15 protein-coding genes and 1 pseudogene are annotated in these 19,824 nt (G+C 46.0%); 11 read left to right on the top strand and 5 right to left on the bottom strand.

From position 1 onward, the window contains the following. Positions 1-65: 65 nt before the first annotated feature. Complete coding sequence (locus CPG39_RS00915; RefSeq protein WP_096291625.1) at positions 66-1,838, bottom strand: hypothetical protein; 1,773 nt, start codon at positions 1,836-1,838, stop codon at positions 66-68. Positions 1,839-1,949: 111 nt separating this feature from the next. Here CPG39_RS00915 and CPG39_RS14975 point away from each other — a divergent pair. The 8 genes and pseudogenes from CPG39_RS14975 to trmB form a co-directional block, all read left to right on the top strand. Next, positions 1,950-2,000: pseudogene (locus CPG39_RS14975) on the top strand (hypothetical protein); the annotation flags it as partial. 27 nt (positions 2,001-2,027) lie between these two features. After that, on the top strand, positions 2,028-2,453 hold the full coding sequence (locus CPG39_RS00910; protein ID WP_231990346.1) for a DUF977 family protein: 426 nt from the start codon (positions 2,028-2,030) through the stop codon (positions 2,451-2,453). Between the two features lie 48 nt (positions 2,454-2,501). Beyond that, complete coding sequence (locus CPG39_RS00905) at positions 2,502-2,876, top strand: helix-turn-helix domain-containing protein (RefSeq protein WP_096291624.1); 375 nt, start codon at positions 2,502-2,504, stop codon at positions 2,874-2,876. Between the two features lie 193 nt (positions 2,877-3,069). Continuing rightward, positions 3,070-3,669, top strand: coding sequence for a tetratricopeptide repeat protein (locus CPG39_RS00900; RefSeq protein WP_172424063.1), 600 nt, complete (start codon positions 3,070-3,072; stop codon positions 3,667-3,669). Between the two features lie 1,405 nt (positions 3,670-5,074). Next, positions 5,075-6,508, top strand: a complete 1,434-nt coding sequence (locus CPG39_RS14845; RefSeq protein WP_096291621.1) for a M10 family metallopeptidase — start codon at positions 5,075-5,077, stop codon at positions 6,506-6,508. Positions 6,509-6,739: 231 nt separating this feature from the next. Beyond that, positions 6,740-6,943: a sulfur carrier protein ThiS gene (gene thiS, locus CPG39_RS00885; protein ID WP_013647342.1), complete on the top strand. Its 204-nt coding sequence runs from the start codon at positions 6,740-6,742 to the stop codon at positions 6,941-6,943. Positions 6,944-6,984: 41 nt separating this feature from the next. After that, entirely contained in the window at positions 6,985-7,800 is an 816-nt protein-coding gene (locus CPG39_RS00880; RefSeq protein ID WP_013647341.1) for a thiazole synthase, read from the top strand. Between the two features lie 31 nt (positions 7,801-7,831). After that, positions 7,832-8,497 (top strand): tRNA (guanosine(46)-N7)-methyltransferase TrmB, encoded by a 666-nt coding sequence (gene trmB, locus CPG39_RS00875; protein WP_096291620.1) that lies wholly within the window; start codon positions 7,832-7,834, stop codon positions 8,495-8,497. 204 nt (positions 8,498-8,701) lie between these two features. On the opposite strand, the gene CPG39_RS00870 is transcribed toward trmB, so the two are convergent. After that, complete coding sequence (locus CPG39_RS00870) at positions 8,702-10,423, bottom strand: methyl-accepting chemotaxis protein (protein ID WP_096291619.1); 1,722 nt, start codon at positions 10,421-10,423, stop codon at positions 8,702-8,704. 789 nt (positions 10,424-11,212) lie between these two features. Then, positions 11,213-12,460: a D-alanyl-D-alanine carboxypeptidase family protein gene (locus tag CPG39_RS00865; protein WP_096291618.1), complete on the bottom strand. Its 1,248-nt coding sequence runs from the start codon at positions 12,458-12,460 to the stop codon at positions 11,213-11,215. Between the two features lie 658 nt (positions 12,461-13,118). On the opposite strand from CPG39_RS00865, the gene CPG39_RS00855 reads away from it, so the two are divergent. Beyond that, a complete protein-coding gene (locus tag CPG39_RS00855) occupies positions 13,119-14,081 on the top strand; it encodes a methyltransferase domain-containing protein (protein WP_096291616.1) in 963 nt (320 codons plus the stop codon). Positions 14,082-14,349: 268 nt separating this feature from the next. Here CPG39_RS00855 and CPG39_RS00850 read toward each other — a convergent pair whose 3' ends face one another. Continuing rightward, entirely contained in the window at positions 14,350-15,492 is a 1,143-nt protein-coding gene (locus CPG39_RS00850; protein ID WP_096291615.1) for a DUF1207 domain-containing protein, read from the bottom strand. Positions 15,493-15,500: 8 nt separating this feature from the next. Then, positions 15,501-16,001, bottom strand: coding sequence for a BON domain-containing protein (locus tag CPG39_RS00845; protein WP_231990456.1), 501 nt, complete (start codon positions 15,999-16,001; stop codon positions 15,501-15,503). Positions 16,002-16,222: 221 nt separating this feature from the next. Here CPG39_RS00845 and ggt point away from each other — a divergent pair, with 221 nt between their 5' ends. Both ggt and CPG39_RS00835 read left to right on the top strand, forming a co-directional pair. Beyond that, a complete protein-coding gene (gene ggt / locus CPG39_RS00840) occupies positions 16,223-17,971 on the top strand; it encodes a gamma-glutamyltransferase (RefSeq protein ID WP_096291613.1) in 1,749 nt (582 codons plus the stop codon). A gap of 395 nt (positions 17,972-18,366) precedes the next feature. After that, complete coding sequence (locus tag CPG39_RS00835) at positions 18,367-19,782, top strand: dihydrolipoyl dehydrogenase (protein WP_096291612.1); 1,416 nt, start codon at positions 18,367-18,369, stop codon at positions 19,780-19,782. The last annotated feature ends 42 nt before the right edge of the window (positions 19,783-19,824 follow it).

Raw genomic sequence — 19,824 nt, 5'->3', positions numbered from 1 at the left:
ACTGCCTATATTGTTGCTGATCAAAGGAATGCGATAATGCCTTGCTATCCGGAGCGGGGCTGTCTTCAAGGTACTGGTCTGCGAGTTTCCCGAAACCACACGCGGTATTGCGCCATCCGAGCGCGTTGTTCTGCAGGTGCTTGACGGCGGCAAGTCGCATACTCCTCGGTATTCGATTGCGCACCCCAGCGTATCTCGGCGCAGTCGTTGGGATTGTAAGCGATTTCGAAATTAGGCCTGCGCGCCAGTACCTCAGCGATGGTCAATTCCCATTCGCTGCCATCCGAACGAATATAACGGATGCTGCGTTCCTGGGCGCGCTCGGCGTGATACCGCTCGATCATGGTCTTGGCTTGTTCCGGGCTTTGGCCGCTCAGCACGAATAATTCCGGATGGCGCACGATTTTTTCAGGAAGTCCGCTCAACACATTGATCGCAATGATCAAGCGCATATCGCGCGATGGTGTCGAATAATTTTCCCAAGGACCGATCGTTTGAAAAATTGCTGCGCCGCTGGGCATCGCAATTGTGCCGCGCGGATTTTTGTGGAAATACATTTCACCGTTTTGCACTGAATTGACGCGGGTTTCCACTTGCTCCACCAGCGCCGTCAGCATGGCTTCGTACGCTTGTAGAGGATCCAATCCCTGCGGATTGATCAACTGCGTTAGCTGCGCATAGAAATCATCGGGTGTAAGATAGTCCTGTTCCAAAGAAAAGGGCATAAAATCAGGATGGTCACTCAATTCCTGATTCGACAGCATGCGCCCTGTGCCCGATGCGGACAGTACGACCGGGCGGAATGCTTTAAAACCGGGCCCGGCATTCTCCGTATTGGCAAATAGCATCGTGCCTTCCCATACGCGCTTACGTGCCACCGAGTTATCCGGTTGGGCGTCGACCGCCAGCAGCATGCCGGGTCGATCGGCTGTTTGCGGCACCCATTCGGCCAATACCAAAATATGGCCATAGGGATCGGCATACACGGTACCCGGCCATAATGTTTCGCGGCTGAGTGGAACCGGGTACCAGTCGGTATTATCAGCGGTGAGACCGGTTCGCATCGAGCCGGAATGTACGGTATCGGCCAGTTGCCGGTAGCGCTTGCGGAAATTGGTTTGTGACTGCACACCACGAGTGAATTCGCTGACGATGGTGGGCGTGCCGCAACTCGGCGGTGCTTTGGCCGAGCCGCGTCCGCATGCGCGAAAAGCCATCGGCAGGCCGATCTTCCAAGCGAAATATGCGCGCAACGTGTAGGGCAGATCCGCGCAGTCCGGCATCAGTGGCAGGTTGCTGTCTTCATTAAGCCCCAGATAATTGTGAAGAAAATTGCGATCATTGTTGCGCAATACCGGTTCCAGAGAATTGAAACTGAAATTTTCCTCTGGCGGCGCGCCGAATAATTCCTCGATCCAGGCAGAATAAAAGGCTTCGGTGGCCAGATTCCATGTCTCCGGTTTTTCCTGGGCAGCGGCTTCGCCAATGACCATCGAACGGCATCCAGTTTGTTGATTATTCCGGGTTGCGATGATGCGATAGAGGCCGCTATCCAGGTTTCCCAAGTTTGCGGTTAAACTCCAGGGCGGCCCACCGCGCTGCCGGAATTGCAACGGTATTAGCTGGTCCCGTGAATCCATCAGAATCAATTCCGATAGCGGGCCGTCAATTGACACAGCCATGATTTTGACCGGTTGACCGGCTTGAGGAGACAGCGGCGAAATCCAGATACGTGCCGCACCGGTTTGCTCGCATGCGATATCGTTGGCCGATACCAACGGTATGTAAAACCACGCCCATAGACATATCATCCAAAAATTTAGTCGCAAAAAATTCATTAATGACCTCGGTAAGATTATGGCTCGGAAACAATCAATGCGCTTATGTAGGAAATTGTACTCCGTGTTGCGCAATTGCTATTAGTACTTTGAAAAACGTTCTGGCATCCACTGCTGGTCATTGCCCTATGCATCGTCGTTTTCCTGGAGATCCACCCATTCCAGGACGGCAACGGGCGGCTCTCCCGCGTGCTGACTACGTTGCTGCTCCTGCAGGCCGGCTACGTCTACGTGCCTTACAGCTCGCTGGAAAGTGTGGTCGAACAGAGCAAGGAAGCCTATTACCTGGCACTGCGCCAGACGCAGGGCACGATCCGCACCAACTCACCGAACTGGCAGCCTTGGCTCATGTTTTTCCTCCGCGCCTTAGCCGAACAGGTTCGGCGCCTGGAGAAGAAGGTCGAGCGTGAGAAGATCGTGCTGGCTGCCATGCCTGAACTACAGCTACAGATCGTCGAATTCACCCGCGAGCACGGCCGCGTCACCATTGGTGAGGCCACCAAACTGACCGGGGCCGGCCGCAACACGCTCAAGCAGCATTTCCGTGCACTGGTAGAGCGCGGCACGCTGCGTCAACATGGCAGCGGCCGAAGGGTCTGGTACGACCTGCGCTAATAGGACCGAACCGACGCACAAACGATTTAACACTGGAAACAATCTGACATGAACATCAAACCCATCAACACCGATGCCGATTACCGCGAAGTACTAGAAGAAATAGAATCACTGATGGCAGCTGAACCCAACACACCGAAGGGTGAGAAACTGGATGTTCTGGTGACACTGATCGAAGCTTATGAGCGCAAACACTTCCCACTCGACCTACCCAATCCTGTCGAAGCCATCAAATTTGAAATGGAACAGAAAGGTTTAACCGTTAAAGACCTGGAGCCAATGATTGGAAAGAATAATCGTGCGTATGAAATACTCAATCATAAACGTTCTCTAATACTCAAAATGATCTGGAAACTACACCAAGAACTGGGTATTCCTGCTGAGTCTTTGATTAAACAATCCATTCAGACAAATAATATTTAAAAAACGCTTGCTAATAGCAATCGACTCTGCCCCTATGATTACTCCTTTCCATTTTATAAAAAATGATAATTCTTCATTCTGTGTCTGACACCATTTTGTGTTAATTTTAACAAATAGCATTGTTCTAACTCTAAATAGTTTTTATTTATTGTTTGTTAATTTATTCTATTTGAAACATAAAATGAGGTTAGTAATGATTCAAAGAATCACAATATTTCTTTCTTTAATATTTGGTGTATTTATGAATAATAGCAACGCAGAGTATTTTATTAAGGTTGATCCTAAATCAGTCTCTCATATATTGAAATCTGCTGAACATGGTGACTCTGCCATGCAGGTAACTATCGGTATGTGGTATCAGGGTGGGATGAATGGATTGGCAAAAGACTTGCAAAAGGCGGCATATTGGTACGCTAAAGCTGCGGACCAAGGACACATTGTGGCTCAACGTAATTTTTCCAATATGTATTATAGAGGAGAGGGATTTACAAAAGACCTAAAAGAATCAATCTTTTGGTTGAAAAAAGCTGCGCATGGTGGAGATGTGCCCGCTCAAACAAACCTTGGGCTCGCCTATATTCAGGGAGAGGGGGTTCCAAAAGATTTTAATGAGGGATATAAGTGGACAGCAAAAGCCGCTGAAAAACATGATGCCATTGCCCAGCGTAACTTGGGATTCTTATATTTAGAAGGAAAAGGAGTTCAGAAGAACATTCAGTCAGGAATTTATTGGTTGCAAATGGCTGCGAAACAAGGAGACCCAGTTGCAATTAATGCTTTAAAAGGACGCTAGAGAAACATTCACTCCGATCAAACCTAACAAAAATCTTTCTTTTAAATTTTGTTTTGTATTGAACTTCGCTGGTATTGGTTTATCATGGTTTCAGTTTAATATTTAGATTATGTAATGAAAGCTACTTGTTTCTACAATGACAACCTTGAACAACTTGTTAGATACTGGCTTAACTATACAAAGTTACTAACTAACTGAAACACAAACCCTGCGATGAGCAGAAACAGTCCAAATTTAGACCACCGATCATAAGATGCTGCCTTATCCCTTTCATTTTGATCTATTTGGTCTGTAATAATGAAAATATGTCCTTCGCGACTCAGTGACTCTGGCAACCCATATCTCCAGAGAATAAGCACACCTACAATATCCATTACTAGCCCAATGCTGTTGATCATTGTGGAACAGGAGATCGATATCATTACAGATATCCTATATAAACGAAACGACTATTAGAGACAAAGGCTAAGGTATTAAGAACAAATCATAAACGCGTCATTATATTTTCCCCGCTCAAGTAACACAGGGGCTACGAATACATATTATTATATAAGCCAGTTAATAATTGATGCTTTTATCACCAATAACCATATGATTATTAGTAATGGTAATGTTGATAGTCTTATCAAATGAGTTTTGGGTTGGACACTATATAATACTTGACTTGTATTAACTCCCAGAAATGCCTTGAAATGACACGAAAATAGCAGAGGTGAACAATAAATGATTGATATATCAGACGTAGACCAACGTTCGACTCCCGCTGCCCAATTCTGCCCCGAATAACATCCAACACCGTCCAAAGGGCGGTGTTTTTATTTATCTAATCGCATATCAGGGATTATCTTCGGTTAATGCAGGAGTACATGAATGCCCTTCCTGCTAAAGCACATCCGTCATTTTGTGATGACTGATAAGAAAAGCCATGGGTCGCGCAACCGGCCAAGTTCAACATAATCAATAATACGATCACAAAAATTTTCACAAGTGTTTTACACCACAATAAGGCAGCTCAATATCGTTTCTGAAATAATCTATCGCTATCTCATAAAACAGCACACATTAAAAGCTTTTCTGGGTGGACATGAGTATACTGACTTGAACCAGAACAGCATGTGGGCATCCTAGCTTAATCAATACCATGATGTATATGAGGGAAACTTTTGTTTTTCTATAAGTATAACCACTAGCTGCAACTGTTTTGATTCATCACAGTCTGTATTTATCTTGATGGTTTACTCATATTCTTCGGTCAATAAAATGCACTGCGTTTTCTTCATGGTTTCTACGCGAGAGTGTCATCACAAGCGTTGACTCGAGAACCGGAGACTATGGCAATGTGTCATATGACGGAAATATACGTCAGCTGCTCATACAATTCACAATAACTGGAGGAACTCAACCTATGGCATTTTCCGATCCGATCGCCAGCCCATTAGCCAACAACACGTACATTAACGATCTGTTGTGGGGGAGTCACTGGAATGATCCATTCGCGGGGACGCGATTAAAAGTATACATAGCGGGCCAGGGCGAGAATGAGGTTTTTGATTTTGGCGGTACAGCTGTCACGGCGCATACCGTTCCTCAGGAAATTACAGCATTCCAAAAGTCAATGCAATTTATTGAGAACATTTGCAATATTGATTTTATGATCGCGAATAGTCAAGCGGATGCCGACATTATTGTCGGCGTTGTCGGAAATTCGGATGCAGGCGGTGCTCTTGGTACCTCAGTTCCTCCCGGTGAAGATGTCGGCCCGATCGTTAACCGTCAAGGTGCCGTAATTCTCAATAGAGATGCCTACTATTCAACGGATTACTCCAGTTTGCAGCCGGGAGGATATGATTTCACCACTTTTATCCATGAGTTGGGTCATGCTGTTGGATTGAAACATCCGCACGACTCCGGGGGTGACGGCCGACCGAACTTCCCGGGGGTTACGGCGCCGTTTGGTGACTACGGGGATTTCAATCTCAATCAAGGTCTTTATACGATGATGTCCTATAACGATGGTTGGCCGGCGGGTCCTAATGGTCCGCTGGATCCTGCCAGTATTTCCGGCTACGGATATGAGGGAACGCCCATGGCCTTCGACATCGCCGCACTGCAGTTTCTCTACGGTAGCAACACGAATTTTCAGACAGGCAATAATGTTTATACCCTCGGTTCGACTAACGCCCCCGGAACATTTTATTCCGCCATTTGGGATACGAAGGGAATCGATACCATTCGTAACCCATCGGCCATAGATTCAACAATAGACTTGCGTGCTGCGACGATTTTGCATGCAGCCGGTGGCGGTGGGTATTTATCCAGCGTTGACGGCATTAATGGAGGTTTTACGATTGCCAATGGCGTTACCATGGAAAATGCGATCGGTGGAAGCGGTGCGGATACGATTATTGGCAATAGAGTGGCAAATACATTGAAAGGTAATGCCGGAAACGACCGGATCAACGGTTTGGGCGGAGCGGACACCATCATCGGTGGAGCGGGTGCCGACATGTTAGCAGGAGGGGGGGGTGCTGATGATTTTACCTATATTGCTGTAAGCGATAGCAGCGAACAACCTGATATCATTAAGGATTTTGTGCATGCGCTGGATGATATTGACGTCGCTGCGATCGATGCGAATGGTGCCGATGTTGGTAATCCTGCATTCGTTTTTCGCGGAAATGCAGCTTTCACCGGGGCAGGTGCGGAAGTACGATTTGTAAAAAATGCAACTAATAATGTTACCAACGTGCTTTTTGACATCGATGGCAATAAAATCGCTGACATGACAATCCGTTTGACCGGTCTGATAACTTTGGATGCGGGTGACTTTATTTTGTAAGTGCGGCGATATTTGCGATATTTCGAAGCGGACAAAGTGCAGATTGAAAGATCATATGGTTTTAAACTGCCTTTGTCCCAAGCTTAGGCAGCATTTTTTCGTTGACTGCCATGAACATATCAATATTCACTGCCGGTTCTGTTAAATTATTTCAATGATCCAATCCCTGCATGATAAAATTCAACTCAATTTTTGATTGCCTACCCAGTTACAATCCAGGCTTTATCACTCATGATACAACTCACTATCAATGGACAACCGCAACAGTTCGAGTCGCCTATTAACGTGACTCAACTGGTGGACCACCTTGCATTGCACGGTAAGCGCATCGCTATCGAGCGCAATGGCGAGATCATTCCGCGCAGCCAATTCTCGGAACAAATGCTGGTTCATGGAGATCACCTGGAAGTTGTCATCGCCGTGGGCGGCGGTTAATTCCGTCACTTGCAAATAGCCTCTGATATTAAAAAAGTTTTATGGATAATTTAATAATCGCCGGAAAAACATACACATCCCGTTTACTGGTCGGCACCGGCAAATACAAGGATTTTAGCGAAACCCGCGCAGCCGTTGAAGCCAGTGGCGCAGAAATCATCACGGTCGCGATCCGGCGCACAAATATTGGGCAGAATGCAAACGAACCCAATCTGCTGGAAGTTTTGCCGCCCTCGCGTTACACCCTATTACCCAATACAGCCGGTTGCTACACGTTAGACGATGCAGTACGCACGTTGCGTCTGGCACGCGAGTTGCTGGACGGTCACAGCTTGGTCAAGCTCGAAGTTTTGGGCGATCCTCATACCTTATATCCCAACATGGTGGAAACGCTCAAAGCCGCGGAAATCCTGATTAAGGAAGATTTCCAGGTGATGGTGTACACCTCGGATGATCCAATCATTGCCAAGCAACTGGAAGATATGGGCTGTGTCGCCGTGATGCCGCTGGCTTCATTAATTGGTTCCGGCATGGGGATTCTGAATCCATGGAATCTGCAGATTATCATCGACAATGCCAAAATCCCCGTGCTGGTTGATGCCGGTGTCGGCACCGCATCCGATGCCACGATCGCGATGGAATTAGGTTGCGATGGCGTACTGATGAACACGGCCATTGCGGCAGCCAAAAATCCGGTATTGATGGCATCCGCCATGCGCAAAGCTGTCGAAGCCGGACGCGAAGCTTATCTCGCCGGACGTATGGCAAAAAAACTCTACAGCGCCAGCCCCAGCTCACCCACACAAGGGGTTATCGCGCAAGCGGATAAAATCACCAAGAAACCGGCAAACAGCTAATCCTGCATTCACACCGCCCACTCATCACCGCATGCAACAAACCATTCGCAGCTTTGTCCTTCGTCAAGGACGCCTATCCAATGCGCAACGCCGCGCCTGTGAGACATTACTGCCGCGGCATGGCATTCCATTCAGCGAGAGCTTACTGGATTTGAACCATATTTTTGGCCGCCCGGCACCAAAAATCCTGGAAATCGGATTCGGTATGGGGGAAAGCACCGCAACCATCGCGAAGGCTCATCCGGAAAATGATTATCTTGGAATTGAAGTACATGCGCCGGGCGTGGGTAGTTTACTGAATCAAATCGAACAATTCGGATTAACCAATTTGCGCATCATTCAGCATGATGCAGTAGCCGTGCTGCATCATATGCTACCCGCCGGATGCCTGGATGGCATTCACATCTTTTTTCCCGATCCTTGGCCTAAAGTCCGGCACCACAAACGTAGATTGATCCAACCTGCTCTGGTCAACCGTCTTTGTACGCACTTGAAGTCAGGCGGTTACATCCATGTAGCCACTGATTGGGAAGATTATGCCGTACAAATTCTGCACGTTCTGAGGCAGGAATCCCAGCTCAGCAATACCGCTGTGGATTATGCACCGCGCCCGGAATACCGGCCCCTGACTAAATTCGAGCAAAGAGGGCTCAAACTTGGACATGACGTATGGGATTTAATATTTCTGAGAAACTGAATCCCCTATTATGACCAGCGCTATATCACTATACCTTATGGCAATAGCAAGGCGTCTAAACCACCCGCTGAGATAGCGGCGGAATCAATTTCGCGCAAAAATAAGCGTTAGCGATCACATCGCAGCACGCTAAAATCAATCAAATTCATTATTCAATCCAAGAATATTCATTTTAAAGACATAAAAGCAATTGAGCAGTTTTATCTAGAACTCTTCCCAATCATCCCCACCACCAGACGCCACTTTGCGTGGCTGAGTTGATACGGAATCCTCGTGGAATTTCACCACTGCCTTCTTCGCAGGGCCTCGATTCGGCAGCTTGGCGATTGATGCAGTACGATTACTTCTCTTAATTGGCACACCCTGCACATGGCCAGCCCCGCCAGATACTTTGAAAACACTGACTGCCTGGGTCAGAGCTTGTGCCTGATCATTCATTGATTCCGCCGCTGCTGCAGCTTCTTCAACCAGTGCCGCATTTTGCTGGGTAACTTCATCCATCTGCGTTACTGCCTGATTGACTTGCTCAATCCCTGAACTTTGTTCATTTGAAGCTGCAGAAATCTCACTCATGATATCGGTTACTCTCTTAACCGAAGTTACAATCTCATCCATCGTCGCACCCGCTTCATCCACCAATCGTGTGCCATCTTCCACTTTGGCTACTGAATCACTGATCAATTCCTTGATTTCTTTTGCCGCCGCGGCTGAGCGTTGCGCCAAGGTACGTACTTCCGTCGCGACTACCGCAAAACCCCGCCCCTGTTCACCCGCGCGTGCCGCTTCTACCGCAGCATTCAACGCCAGAATGTTGGTCTGGAATGCAATACCATCAATGACACTGATAATGTCAACAATTTTCTTGGAGCTTTCATTAATAGCGCTCATGGTTTGCACTACCTGGCCAACTACAGCTCCGCCTTTTACCGCAACTTCTGATGCCCCTGCCGCCAGTTGATTCGCTTGGCGCGCATTATCGGCATTTTGCTTCACAGTGGATGTCAATTCTTCCATCGAGGATGCTGTTTCCTCCAGACTGGATGCCTGCTCTTCAGTACGTTGACTCAAGTCAGAGTTGCCCGAGGCAATCTCACCAGAAGCCGTTGCAATCTGATCGGTTCCTGCGCGCACTCTACTCACCAGATCAATCAGGTTATCGTTCATTTCCTTCAGCGCATTGATTAATCGATCGAATCCATTGATTGTTCCGCGCAATTCAATCTTCGATGTCAAGTCGCCGTGAGCAACAGCATTAGCAATTGCAATTGCCTCATGCAGAGGTCCAACAATTTTTCTCAATAGCCAAAACCCGAGCGCCCACGACAACAAAAAACCGCCCACAATCGCACTTATGATAATCGAAGAAGTGGTTTTAAAATCTTTTTCAGACTGGATAAATAGTGTCTTTGCGACATCGCCTTGGAGGGTAATTAAATCAAATATGGTTTCGTGCAAACGGTAAAATACAGGCTCGGCTTCCTCCCTCAAACTTACCATTGCCGCTTCATGATTTTCCACCATTACCATCTTGAAAATTCTATTTCCCAAATCCACATAAGCGGCATGCAATTCCAGTTTCGCTTTGGCAAGCTGTTCTTCCTCCGGTGTCAGCACGGTTTTGGCATATTCCGCCCAGATCTTTTCCGCGCGCTTGATGATCTGAAAATTTTCATCGGCTTTTGTTTTTGCGATCATGCCATTCTGAGACATTACTGCCGTATCCAGATTTTTACGCACATTCTCCCAAATATCGCTAATTCTAGCCAAATTGATTGCCGGTACGGCACGATCCAAATAAATCGTTCTTAAATCCGTACTCGACTTATTGATGCCATATATTCCGACAATACCGACACTGCACAGCACAAATGCCATCAAACCAAACGCAATAATCAGCTCGGTTTTTACCGTCATATTTTTAAACACCGGAGTCTCCTTTAAGGTTTTTTTCTCGAGAATGGCTGCTTTTCACTTTATTAATTAATACGTTCATCGAGTAGATGATCTGTTCATCAAATATTTGCAGTAGTGAATGGAAATATAGTGAGAGCTATCTTTTTCACTAAGCGGTATATTTTCAGCTTTAACAACAAAGCGGCATTTTAGCGAAATAAAAAATGCAGTAAGTAAAGAAAAGAAAGCTAATAAACCACTAAATCCATAGTTCTAATCGGAGATATTGAGTGAGGTTTCCAAATGCTGTGCAACCTGAGCATAGAATTACGCTCGTTATTGATAAGATTTCTTGAGGGCATAGCTTCTGTAGCAGCTGCCGGACAATTTATTCAAAAATTGTATTAAGTAAGGATAAATAACCCGGATTTATTTATTAAAAGTTATGAAGACAACTGCCCGGAAATCATATGAAAATATAGGTAATGCTTTTAACACCATGACATTTGGATATTTTAAAAAGAGTGTAGTGGCCGACGGGGGAACCTGACACAAATAACATTTGCAATAATAGTTATACAGCAAACATGCCGACGAGCAGTGTGGTCACAGAAAACTTCCTCTTTAAGGTACTGATAAAATCAACAGTAATGTGACGTATACATTGCTTGCTGATGTAGAGAATCGCTTATGCTGACTAAAAAAAAGAGGTATGGGACGATAAAATCACTGCATTGAAAACTGAGTTTGATCCAACGGGCACATCGTCAAATCGGGCAACTGTCAGATCGGGTCTGAATTACCACATTTTATTGATATCAATCAGGATCGCACCACCAAACATTCGATTCCTTGCCGCGTTAAACTTTGACAAGCACTACGCGCCTGATTTTCCTGCAATCCCACCAGTCTTGCCCGATATAACCTACGATTACTGACTTCCACTTCCGTGACGACTATCTCGCCCGGAATCCAACGAGCCGCCGCCAGTGCATTTGCATGAGCTCGGCTGGGCTCATGATAAGAACCGATCTGCACTGCCCAATCGTCATTAGTCTGTAATGCAACTTTCTGCAATTGCACCGGTTGCGCGCTTACCGGTGGAACAACATATTGTTGAGTAACGATAGATTCAGGTACTTTCGGTTGTTCTGGGTATGGTTTCAATGCTGGAGTCGGCGCATTCATCTTTACCGCTGTAACCGCCACCGCACGAGCATTTTTACTATTACTCGCCACCTGAATAGTACGATTCCCTTGATTAAAACTGCGATCAATCAACTGTGCCATATGCTGATCGCGCGCAGCTGCGGTGTTCCCGCCCATCACCACGGCAACCACACGGCGATTACCTCGCTTGGCGGAAGTAGCTACATTAAATCCGGAAGCGCGGATAAAGCCCGTTTTCAAGCCATCCACGCCCGAGGTGTTTCGCACCATACGGTTGTGACTGTTATAGGTGATGCCTTTATAACTGAATGATTGAGTAGAAAAATAATGGTAATACTTAGGAAAGTCTTTCATTAATCGTGTTGACAGGGTTACCATATCGCGCGCGGTAGTTTTTTGCTCATGATTGGGCAAACCGGAAGCATTGCGGAACGTGGTTGAACGCATACCCAACTGACGCGCTTTATCGGTCATCATACGGCCAAAATTGGCTTCACTTCTCCCTAGCGCCTCCGCCACCACCGCCGCCACATCGTTGGCTGAACGCACTATCAGCGCGGGAATCGCATCACGTACGCTAATGCTGTCCCCAGCTCGAAGCCCAATATTGGTTTGTGGCATTGCCGCAGCATGCGTTGATACCGGCATGCGAGTATCCACTGTCATTTTACGTTGTTCCATAGCTTCAAACAGCATGTACAGCGTCATCATTTTTGTCAAAGAGGCCGGATAACGGCTCGCATCAGCACTGGATTCATGGAGCACCGTTCCCGTCTCGGCATCAATTACGATGGATGAGTAACGGGGATTTGCCAATGCAGAATCTGACACAATCAACAGCAGTAAAAATATAGCAAAAAAATATATCCCAGTAGTGATATCGCGTTCCGGAATCAACATACAATCACCCTTCTTGAATTGATGAGAACAAACGCCCAATGAAATTTTCTTCCGTCTTTGTATTTTTCATCTGTTTTTTCATCATTTTTTTAGCTTATAACAATGGTCAATGTTCATTTATAAGTCAGAGAAAATAGGTTCAGCGCTTACGTTATTTAAGGCTTATGTATTTTAGAATCATTTTTTCCTCTCGAAATGAGTAATAAATAGCATATTTCCCCCCTATCTACAAAGCATTTTAACAACTCATCTTTAATAAAATAAAAATCCCCTCGACCACAGGCTTTACCATTTATTTTCGGAGAATTTATCGAACTATCAAAATTCTCAAATAATTGCAATTCATCTGGCCTATTCCCGCTTCTTCTTTTGGAAATAAAAAACTCGCAAGCGGCAATATTTGCCGGCCTTACCTTCCAGTCGTTATGAAAAATCTGATTAAACGCAGTCAGTATATGCTCTGTATATGCTTTGGAATAAAGCACCCCGCCGCAAGCAGCGGGGTATTAACTGCGCTCTACAATCTGCTGGTTTTCAACCAGCTTTCGCCCCAAGGGGGCGGGGAATTAAACCCGCAGAGATTAAATTGGCATGATCATTGCTGTCTGTTTACAGCAATTCATTATCAATCGATAACGCTAAACATTCAGGAATCCCTATGCAAAATAAATTTGAGAGCTTGGAACTTGGCCAATTCATTCCACTGCATTACCATCACAATATGTTGAACGACACTATCCGAATGAAGGGCTTTAAAGAGGCGATTAATTTAGTAGTTAAACCTGGAGCCAAGGTTCTGGAACTTGGCGGCGGAACCGGTGTGCAATCCTTTTTTGCCGCTCAAAAAGCAGAGAAAGTATTTTGCGTAGAGCGCAATCCTGAGCTCGTAAGTGCTGCGCGCGACTTTCTGGCGCAAAATATCAACGGCGATAAAGTTGAAGTCATCCAGGCTGATGCGTTGTATTATTTACCACCGGAACCCGTCGATGTAGTCATTTGTGAAATGCTGCATACCGGTTTGTTACGTGAAAAACAAATGCCTGTGATTGATTCATTTAAAAAGCGCTATCTGGAAAAATTTGGTGGCCCATTACCTATTTTCATACCGGAAGCCAGTATCCAGGCGATTCAACCGCTAGAACAGAATTTTCAGTTTGAAGATTTTTATGCACCCACAATCCTATTTCAAGACCCCAGCGTGATACAGGAAAGAAGTAAGAATCTCGCAGACCCCGAGGTGTTTCAATTGCTGTCATATGCTGAACCATTTGATCAGACCTGTCACTGGAACGGAGAAATCACCATTGCAAGAAATGGTCAATTTAATGCATTACGACTCATCACCAAAAACATATTGGCTATTAATATGGTTACATACAGCACCATTGATTGGCATACCCAATACATTATTTTCCCTTTATCCACACCAATTGAAGTTTGCGCGGGCGACCAGATTTCTGTGCGTTTCAAGTATCAGGGCGGAGCTCCTCTAAATGCGCTGCCAGACTCCCTGGAAATTTGCCAAATTAGCAAGCAAGCACCGATCTTTCAGCTAGCACTCGAGACTTTAAGCTATTCATCGGATTATCAATCAATAACCCCCCAAGCTGGTGGCATATAATCAAGGCACCATACACACAAAAGCGTGCACACATGCACATGCACATGCACATGCACATACGACTTATCTTATTATTAGTTTTACTGAATCTCGCAGCCTGTTTCGTACAACTGCGAGATAATTTTCATATGCACTGAAACTTTTGCATAATCAGGTAGGTAGAAAAGTAAATAGGGCTTGACACTAATTACGATTTTCTAAAAGATGATCAAAATCATCATTCAGGTGATGATAAACAATCGCGAAGAAAATTTTATTTCTACTCTAATCAGAAATGATAGTGTGCTCCCACCCCAATATATTCCACGTTGTTTCTTAGAAACTGCCCACTGGGGGAATTTCCGTTAAAGTATTCCAGGAGTATCTGGAGTTTTCTTCCCAGCACTTGTAAATTATCGAACTCAACTCCGGCTCTGGCTGAAATATCCGTATTCCAGTTATTTTCTTGGAAATTCTTGAAGTCAGCTGCAATGATAGGTCGCACAGGTGCAAAATCCAGGCGCCAAGGACTACGAAATTCAATACCATATTGAGTCATCCATACTTTAAGCGAGGATGGCTCTTTGTGGAATAAACCACCGCCTCCGCCGTATAAACGTATTCCATAAGGAAATTCATACGATAATCTAAGATCCGCACCTTCATAACTCAGGTTTATGCGCTCAAATGTGGAATTTACTCTGCGCAGCAAAAATTCATCCCCCAAATGCGAGCTTTGATGATAAATGCGTCCAAACGCTGAAAATTGCTTTGCACGTATACTCGAGTATGCGGATGCAATAAAATCTGTATTAATGAGATCTGCAGAGGGCGCACCCAAGTTAAAATCACTAAAAACACCGGCTTGGAGCCCCGCTTCCCATTGAGCAAGGGAACGTCCGAAATTTCCGCGGTAAAACGGTATTGTTTCACCAAAACTTACTGCGCCGATGTTTCTTCCCTCAAAGTTATCGTTTACGAAATGACGGTAAGAAGCCGAAAAATGGGCCCATCGGGGATCCGCCAATAATGGTTTAAACAAATGACCAGTCGGCAATAACCCTGTGGGTAATAGCGTAGGATCAGTATTCGTTATCGCTACCGTTTGTTCTGCGGATTGCTGGATAGGTTGTGAAGGAGCAGTAGCTACGGGGACCTCGGTAGTAACTTCCGCTATCTTAACCTCATTAACTCCCGGGATTTCCGATAACACCTGCACCACATGAGATTGATCAGAAATATTTAAGCTACCCTTCGGTAATAGGATGACGCCATTCTGCACAATGAGCGATGGAATTTCCAGGTTCAATTTATACCGTAACATGCTGGTTGCATAGCCAGCAATATAAGCATCACTCGGAAGGGTTACCTGAGCTGCAACTGAATTAAAAAGCATAACTCCGGACAAAGCGATAAATCGCAAATTACTCATCAGTTACCTTACTCAGGCAAAACAACTTTGACAATCAAGTTATTTTCCACCACTTTTACATCTTTCTGAGCATAAGCCACTTCTGCCGCTCTCTCTATGAGTTCCTGAGAATCAACCATGCCGCTCAATTGTACCGTACCATTCACTGTGGTCACTTTAATATCCGCTCCTTCAAGCAAAGGATCATTCACAATTGCCGCCTGAACGTTTGCAGTAATGATCGAATCATCAACATACTGATTACTTTCTTCGGATTCATTAGTAATTGTTTTCCGTGCTTTATTAATTTCCTTACCTACTTGCTCTGTAATTTGTTCCATCTTGTGTTCTACATTCTCAATGGAACGATCTATTTTTTCCCCCATTTTTTCCGCCGGACCCTCTTGCTGGCAACTTGCCAAGCCAAAAAAGACAAACAAGCCGGAAATTACAATAATTCTCTTACTCTTAACTAGAACCCCTTGTATGTCTTTATCAATAATTTTCATAAATTCTCCTTGATTTTTCATTTTCAATTTATCCTGTTTATATTCTATTGAAATTATGGGAGGTTTAGCCCGAATTCTAACGAACCCATCAGAAGCGCTCTGTTCGCTATCGCACATAAACCTAACCAGTAAAACCGTGAATCAAATTTGCTCTTCTGGGATTTTCTGATTTAGTTTATCTAACTTTACTTATCTTAACCGGACGTGGCACTCTACATATTTGGTCTTTGCGGAGAAATAAGATGTGCTGGTCGGGTATAAAACCGCTATTTTTTTCTGTTCTATATATCGGCAGCTTGTTAGCTCATGCCAGTAACCCCCTAATCGTACCCGAAGCTGCCAGTGGCTTTGGGGCGATCAAGTCGGCCAATTACAGCAAAGCGATGGTTGTCACGGCCAATCCACATGCAAGTCGCGCCGCTGTGAAGATTTTACGCCAGGGCGGCTCCGCTGTGGATGCAGCCATTGCCGCGCAATTGGTTCTTGGTCTTGTCGAACCTCAATCATCGGGAATTGGCGGTGGCGCATTTATGCTCCACTGGCAGGCAAGAAGCGGCGAACTGATCGTCTGGGACGGTCGGGAGACGGCACCGGCGTCGGTATCAGAAACACATTATATAAATACCGATGGCCAACCTATGGATTTCCTTAGCGCTGTTATCGGCGGCCACTCGGTTGGCGTGCCGGGCGTATTGGCAATGCTGAAGGCCAGTCACAAGGAACATGGCAAGCTGCCATGGGCGGACTTATTTACGCCTGCCATTATTCTCGCCGAGCAAGGTTTTGCCATCTCTGAGCGATTGCATATTCTGCTAAGCCGCATGCCTAAGGTAGCGGTGAACCCGCAGATTCGCGAGTATTTCTTTAATCGCAGTGAAACAGGCTGGCAGCCCAAGACTGTAGGTAGTCAACTGCAGAACCCTGCCTACGCGCAAACGCTGCGACGACTTGCTGCTCTCGGCGTCACAGACTTTTATCAGGGCGAGCTGGCCAAGCAGATCGTCCAAGCAGTCAGCAATGATTCCAATCGGCCAGGCCGTCTTAGTCTTTCAGATATGAAAGCGTATCAACCGAAAAAGCGCGACGCCCTTTGCAGTCAGTTTCGAATATATCGGATTTGCGGCGTTCCCCCACCCTCTTCCGGCGGTACTACGATACTAGCGATTCTTGGTTTGTTGGAGGCTTACGAAATCCGTTATGGAGAGCACGCTGATTGGCACCACGGCTTTATCGAGGCTTCCAAGTTGGCATTTGCAGATCGGAATGCTTATGTGGGAGATCCGGCTTTTGTCAGTGTACCTACGCTAGGCATGATTGATCAGGATTATCTTCATCAGCGCGCAAAGCTGATCCGCAACCATTCTGTACTTAGCAACGTAAATGCTGGTTTGCCGCCAGGCGCTGAGCTCCGTCTTAGCAGCAATTCACCGGAGTTTCCTTCCACCACGCACCTGAGTATTGTCGATCCCGAAGGTAATGTAGTCAGTATGACCAGCAGTATTGAAACCGCTTTCGGTTCTCGAATCATGGTCGGCGGATTTTTACTGAACAACCAACTGACTGATTTCTCCTTTATGCCAAGAGCTGCCGATGGCGTACCGCTCGCCAATCGCGTTCAATCAGGCAAGCGTCCGCGTTCATCAATGTCACCTATTATTGTTTTTAAAGACGACAGGGCTATACTGGTGATTGGCAGCCCCGGTGGCGCAAGGATCATCAATTATGTTGCTGGCAGTCTCTATCGCATATTAGTCAAGCAATTACCGGTAGCCGAGGCTATTGCCGACGGACATATTGTTGCCATGGGATACGGTGTTGAGCTGGAAAGCGGTCGTGTTGATGAATCAACCCTGATACGACTGCGCGAACGAGGTCACAATATTGTACTAAGAGATCAAACCAGTGGTTTACACGTAATTCGTATCGATGAAAAAGCCGGCCTTGAAGGTGGCGCAGATCCTCGCCGCGAAGGTGAAATTAGCGGCTTCTGATTAACCTACAGTCAAGAAATCCAACTTGATTACTTTATAAAATGAGCTGTACTTTATCATGGGCAAGCAAATCGGAAAGACCACGCATAGCTTGATTTTGCAAGTCTAAATCTGTATGACTCCAAATATGAATACATGCTAGGCACCAAACGGCCTATAGCGTGTTGTTTGAATATCATGTCCCTGATAGGATGATCGAGAGAGTCAAGATTGCAAATAAGAAAGCAGGGGTTTATAAAATGCGAAGTTTTCAGCTGATTAAAAAGCTGGCACGAACAAGCCCAACCCAAACCACGCAAATGCGGCAAGTAATCTGGAATGCTAAAAAAAACACCAATCGGGCTTGACTTCACTGCTCGGATGTTATTTTGCACCTATCATCGGAGAAAATTGTTATGAATGGAATATTGGATGTGATTATCGTAGGAGGAGGCAGCGCCGGCTTATCCGCACTGCGGGAGGTGCGAAAGCACACTGACCATTTCGTGATCATCAATGACGGACCTTGGGGCACTATTTGTGCCCGAGTTGGTTGCATGCCATCTAAAGCATTGATCGAAGCAGCCAATGCTTTTCATCGCCGTAATTCCTTTGAAGAGTTTGGTATTCGTGGTTCTGATCAGCTCACGCTTGATATTCCTGCTGCATTGCAACGAGTGCGACAATTGCGCGATGATTTTGTTGCCAGCTCAGTCAAAACAACCGAAGAATTGGGAAAACGTGCCATTTCCGGGCGTGCACGACTCCTTGCTCCGGATAGATTGGAAGTTAATGGTGAAGAGTTGCGTGCGCACAAAATTATTATTGCCACTGGATCGCGTCCGATTATACCCACATCGTGGAGTAATTTATTGCGTGATCGACTGCTCACAACCGATACTTTGTTTGAGCAGAAAACTCTGCCCGCTCATATGGCGGTGATAGGAATGGGCTTTATTGGTGTCGAGATGGCACAGGCACTCTCCCGGTTTGGTATTAAGGTAACGGCATTTGGTGGAAATCAATTCGCTGGACTGACAGATCCACAAGTGATTGCAACCGCGACAGATCTGTTAGGAAAAGAATTTCCTCTGCATCTGGGAGAGAAAGCTAACTTAAACCTCGTACACGAGGGCATACAAGTGCGTGCGGGAAGTGTGGAAATAGTAGTCGATTGTGTTCTTGCTGCTTTAGGACGCCGCCCCAATATCGACCATCTGGGATTAGAAACACTCGGCGTATCGCTCGACCAACACGGCATGCCGCCGGTAAACCGGAATACCATGCAGGTAGCGGAATTGCCAGTATTTATGGCAGGCGATGCTAATAACCAAGCACCACTGCTGCATGAAGCTGCTGATGAAGGATACATTGCCGGACTCAATGCCATGCGCTCTGATCCACTTTGTTTTACACGCCGAACACCTCTGACCATCATTTTTACTGACCCGAACATAGCAATCGTAGGCAGCCGCTTTCAAACGCTTGACTCTGCAAAAACTTTAGTTGGAGAAGTTCATTTTGACCGACAAGGACGCGCACGCGTTAGCCAAAAAAACAAAGGCATTCAGCGACTTTATGCTGACGCGGAAAGTGGTCGGTTATTAGGCGCAGAAATGTGCGCGCCCGCTGGTGATCATATGGCACATCTACTGGCATTGGCTATCGATCGCTCACTCACGGTACAGCAATTATTACGCCTGCCATTTTATCATCCGGTACTGGAGGAAGGCATGCGCACAGCACTGCGCACTCTAGCCGCACAACTTCCTGTGATAAATGAATTCGATTTGTCTATGTGTGGCACCTTTAATACGGAAGCTCTGGATTGATATCTTGCGAGAAACACGGCACGTTGTCATCCGAATGGACAG

Origin of the sequence: Nitrosomonas ureae (genome assembly GCF_900206265.1) — a bacterium.
Classification (GTDB): Bacteria; Pseudomonadota; Gammaproteobacteria; order Burkholderiales; family Nitrosomonadaceae; genus Nitrosomonas; species Nitrosomonas ureae_C.
The sequence above is the reverse complement of the archived record's forward strand: the minus strand, read 5'-3'. Positions and strand labels throughout refer to the sequence as shown.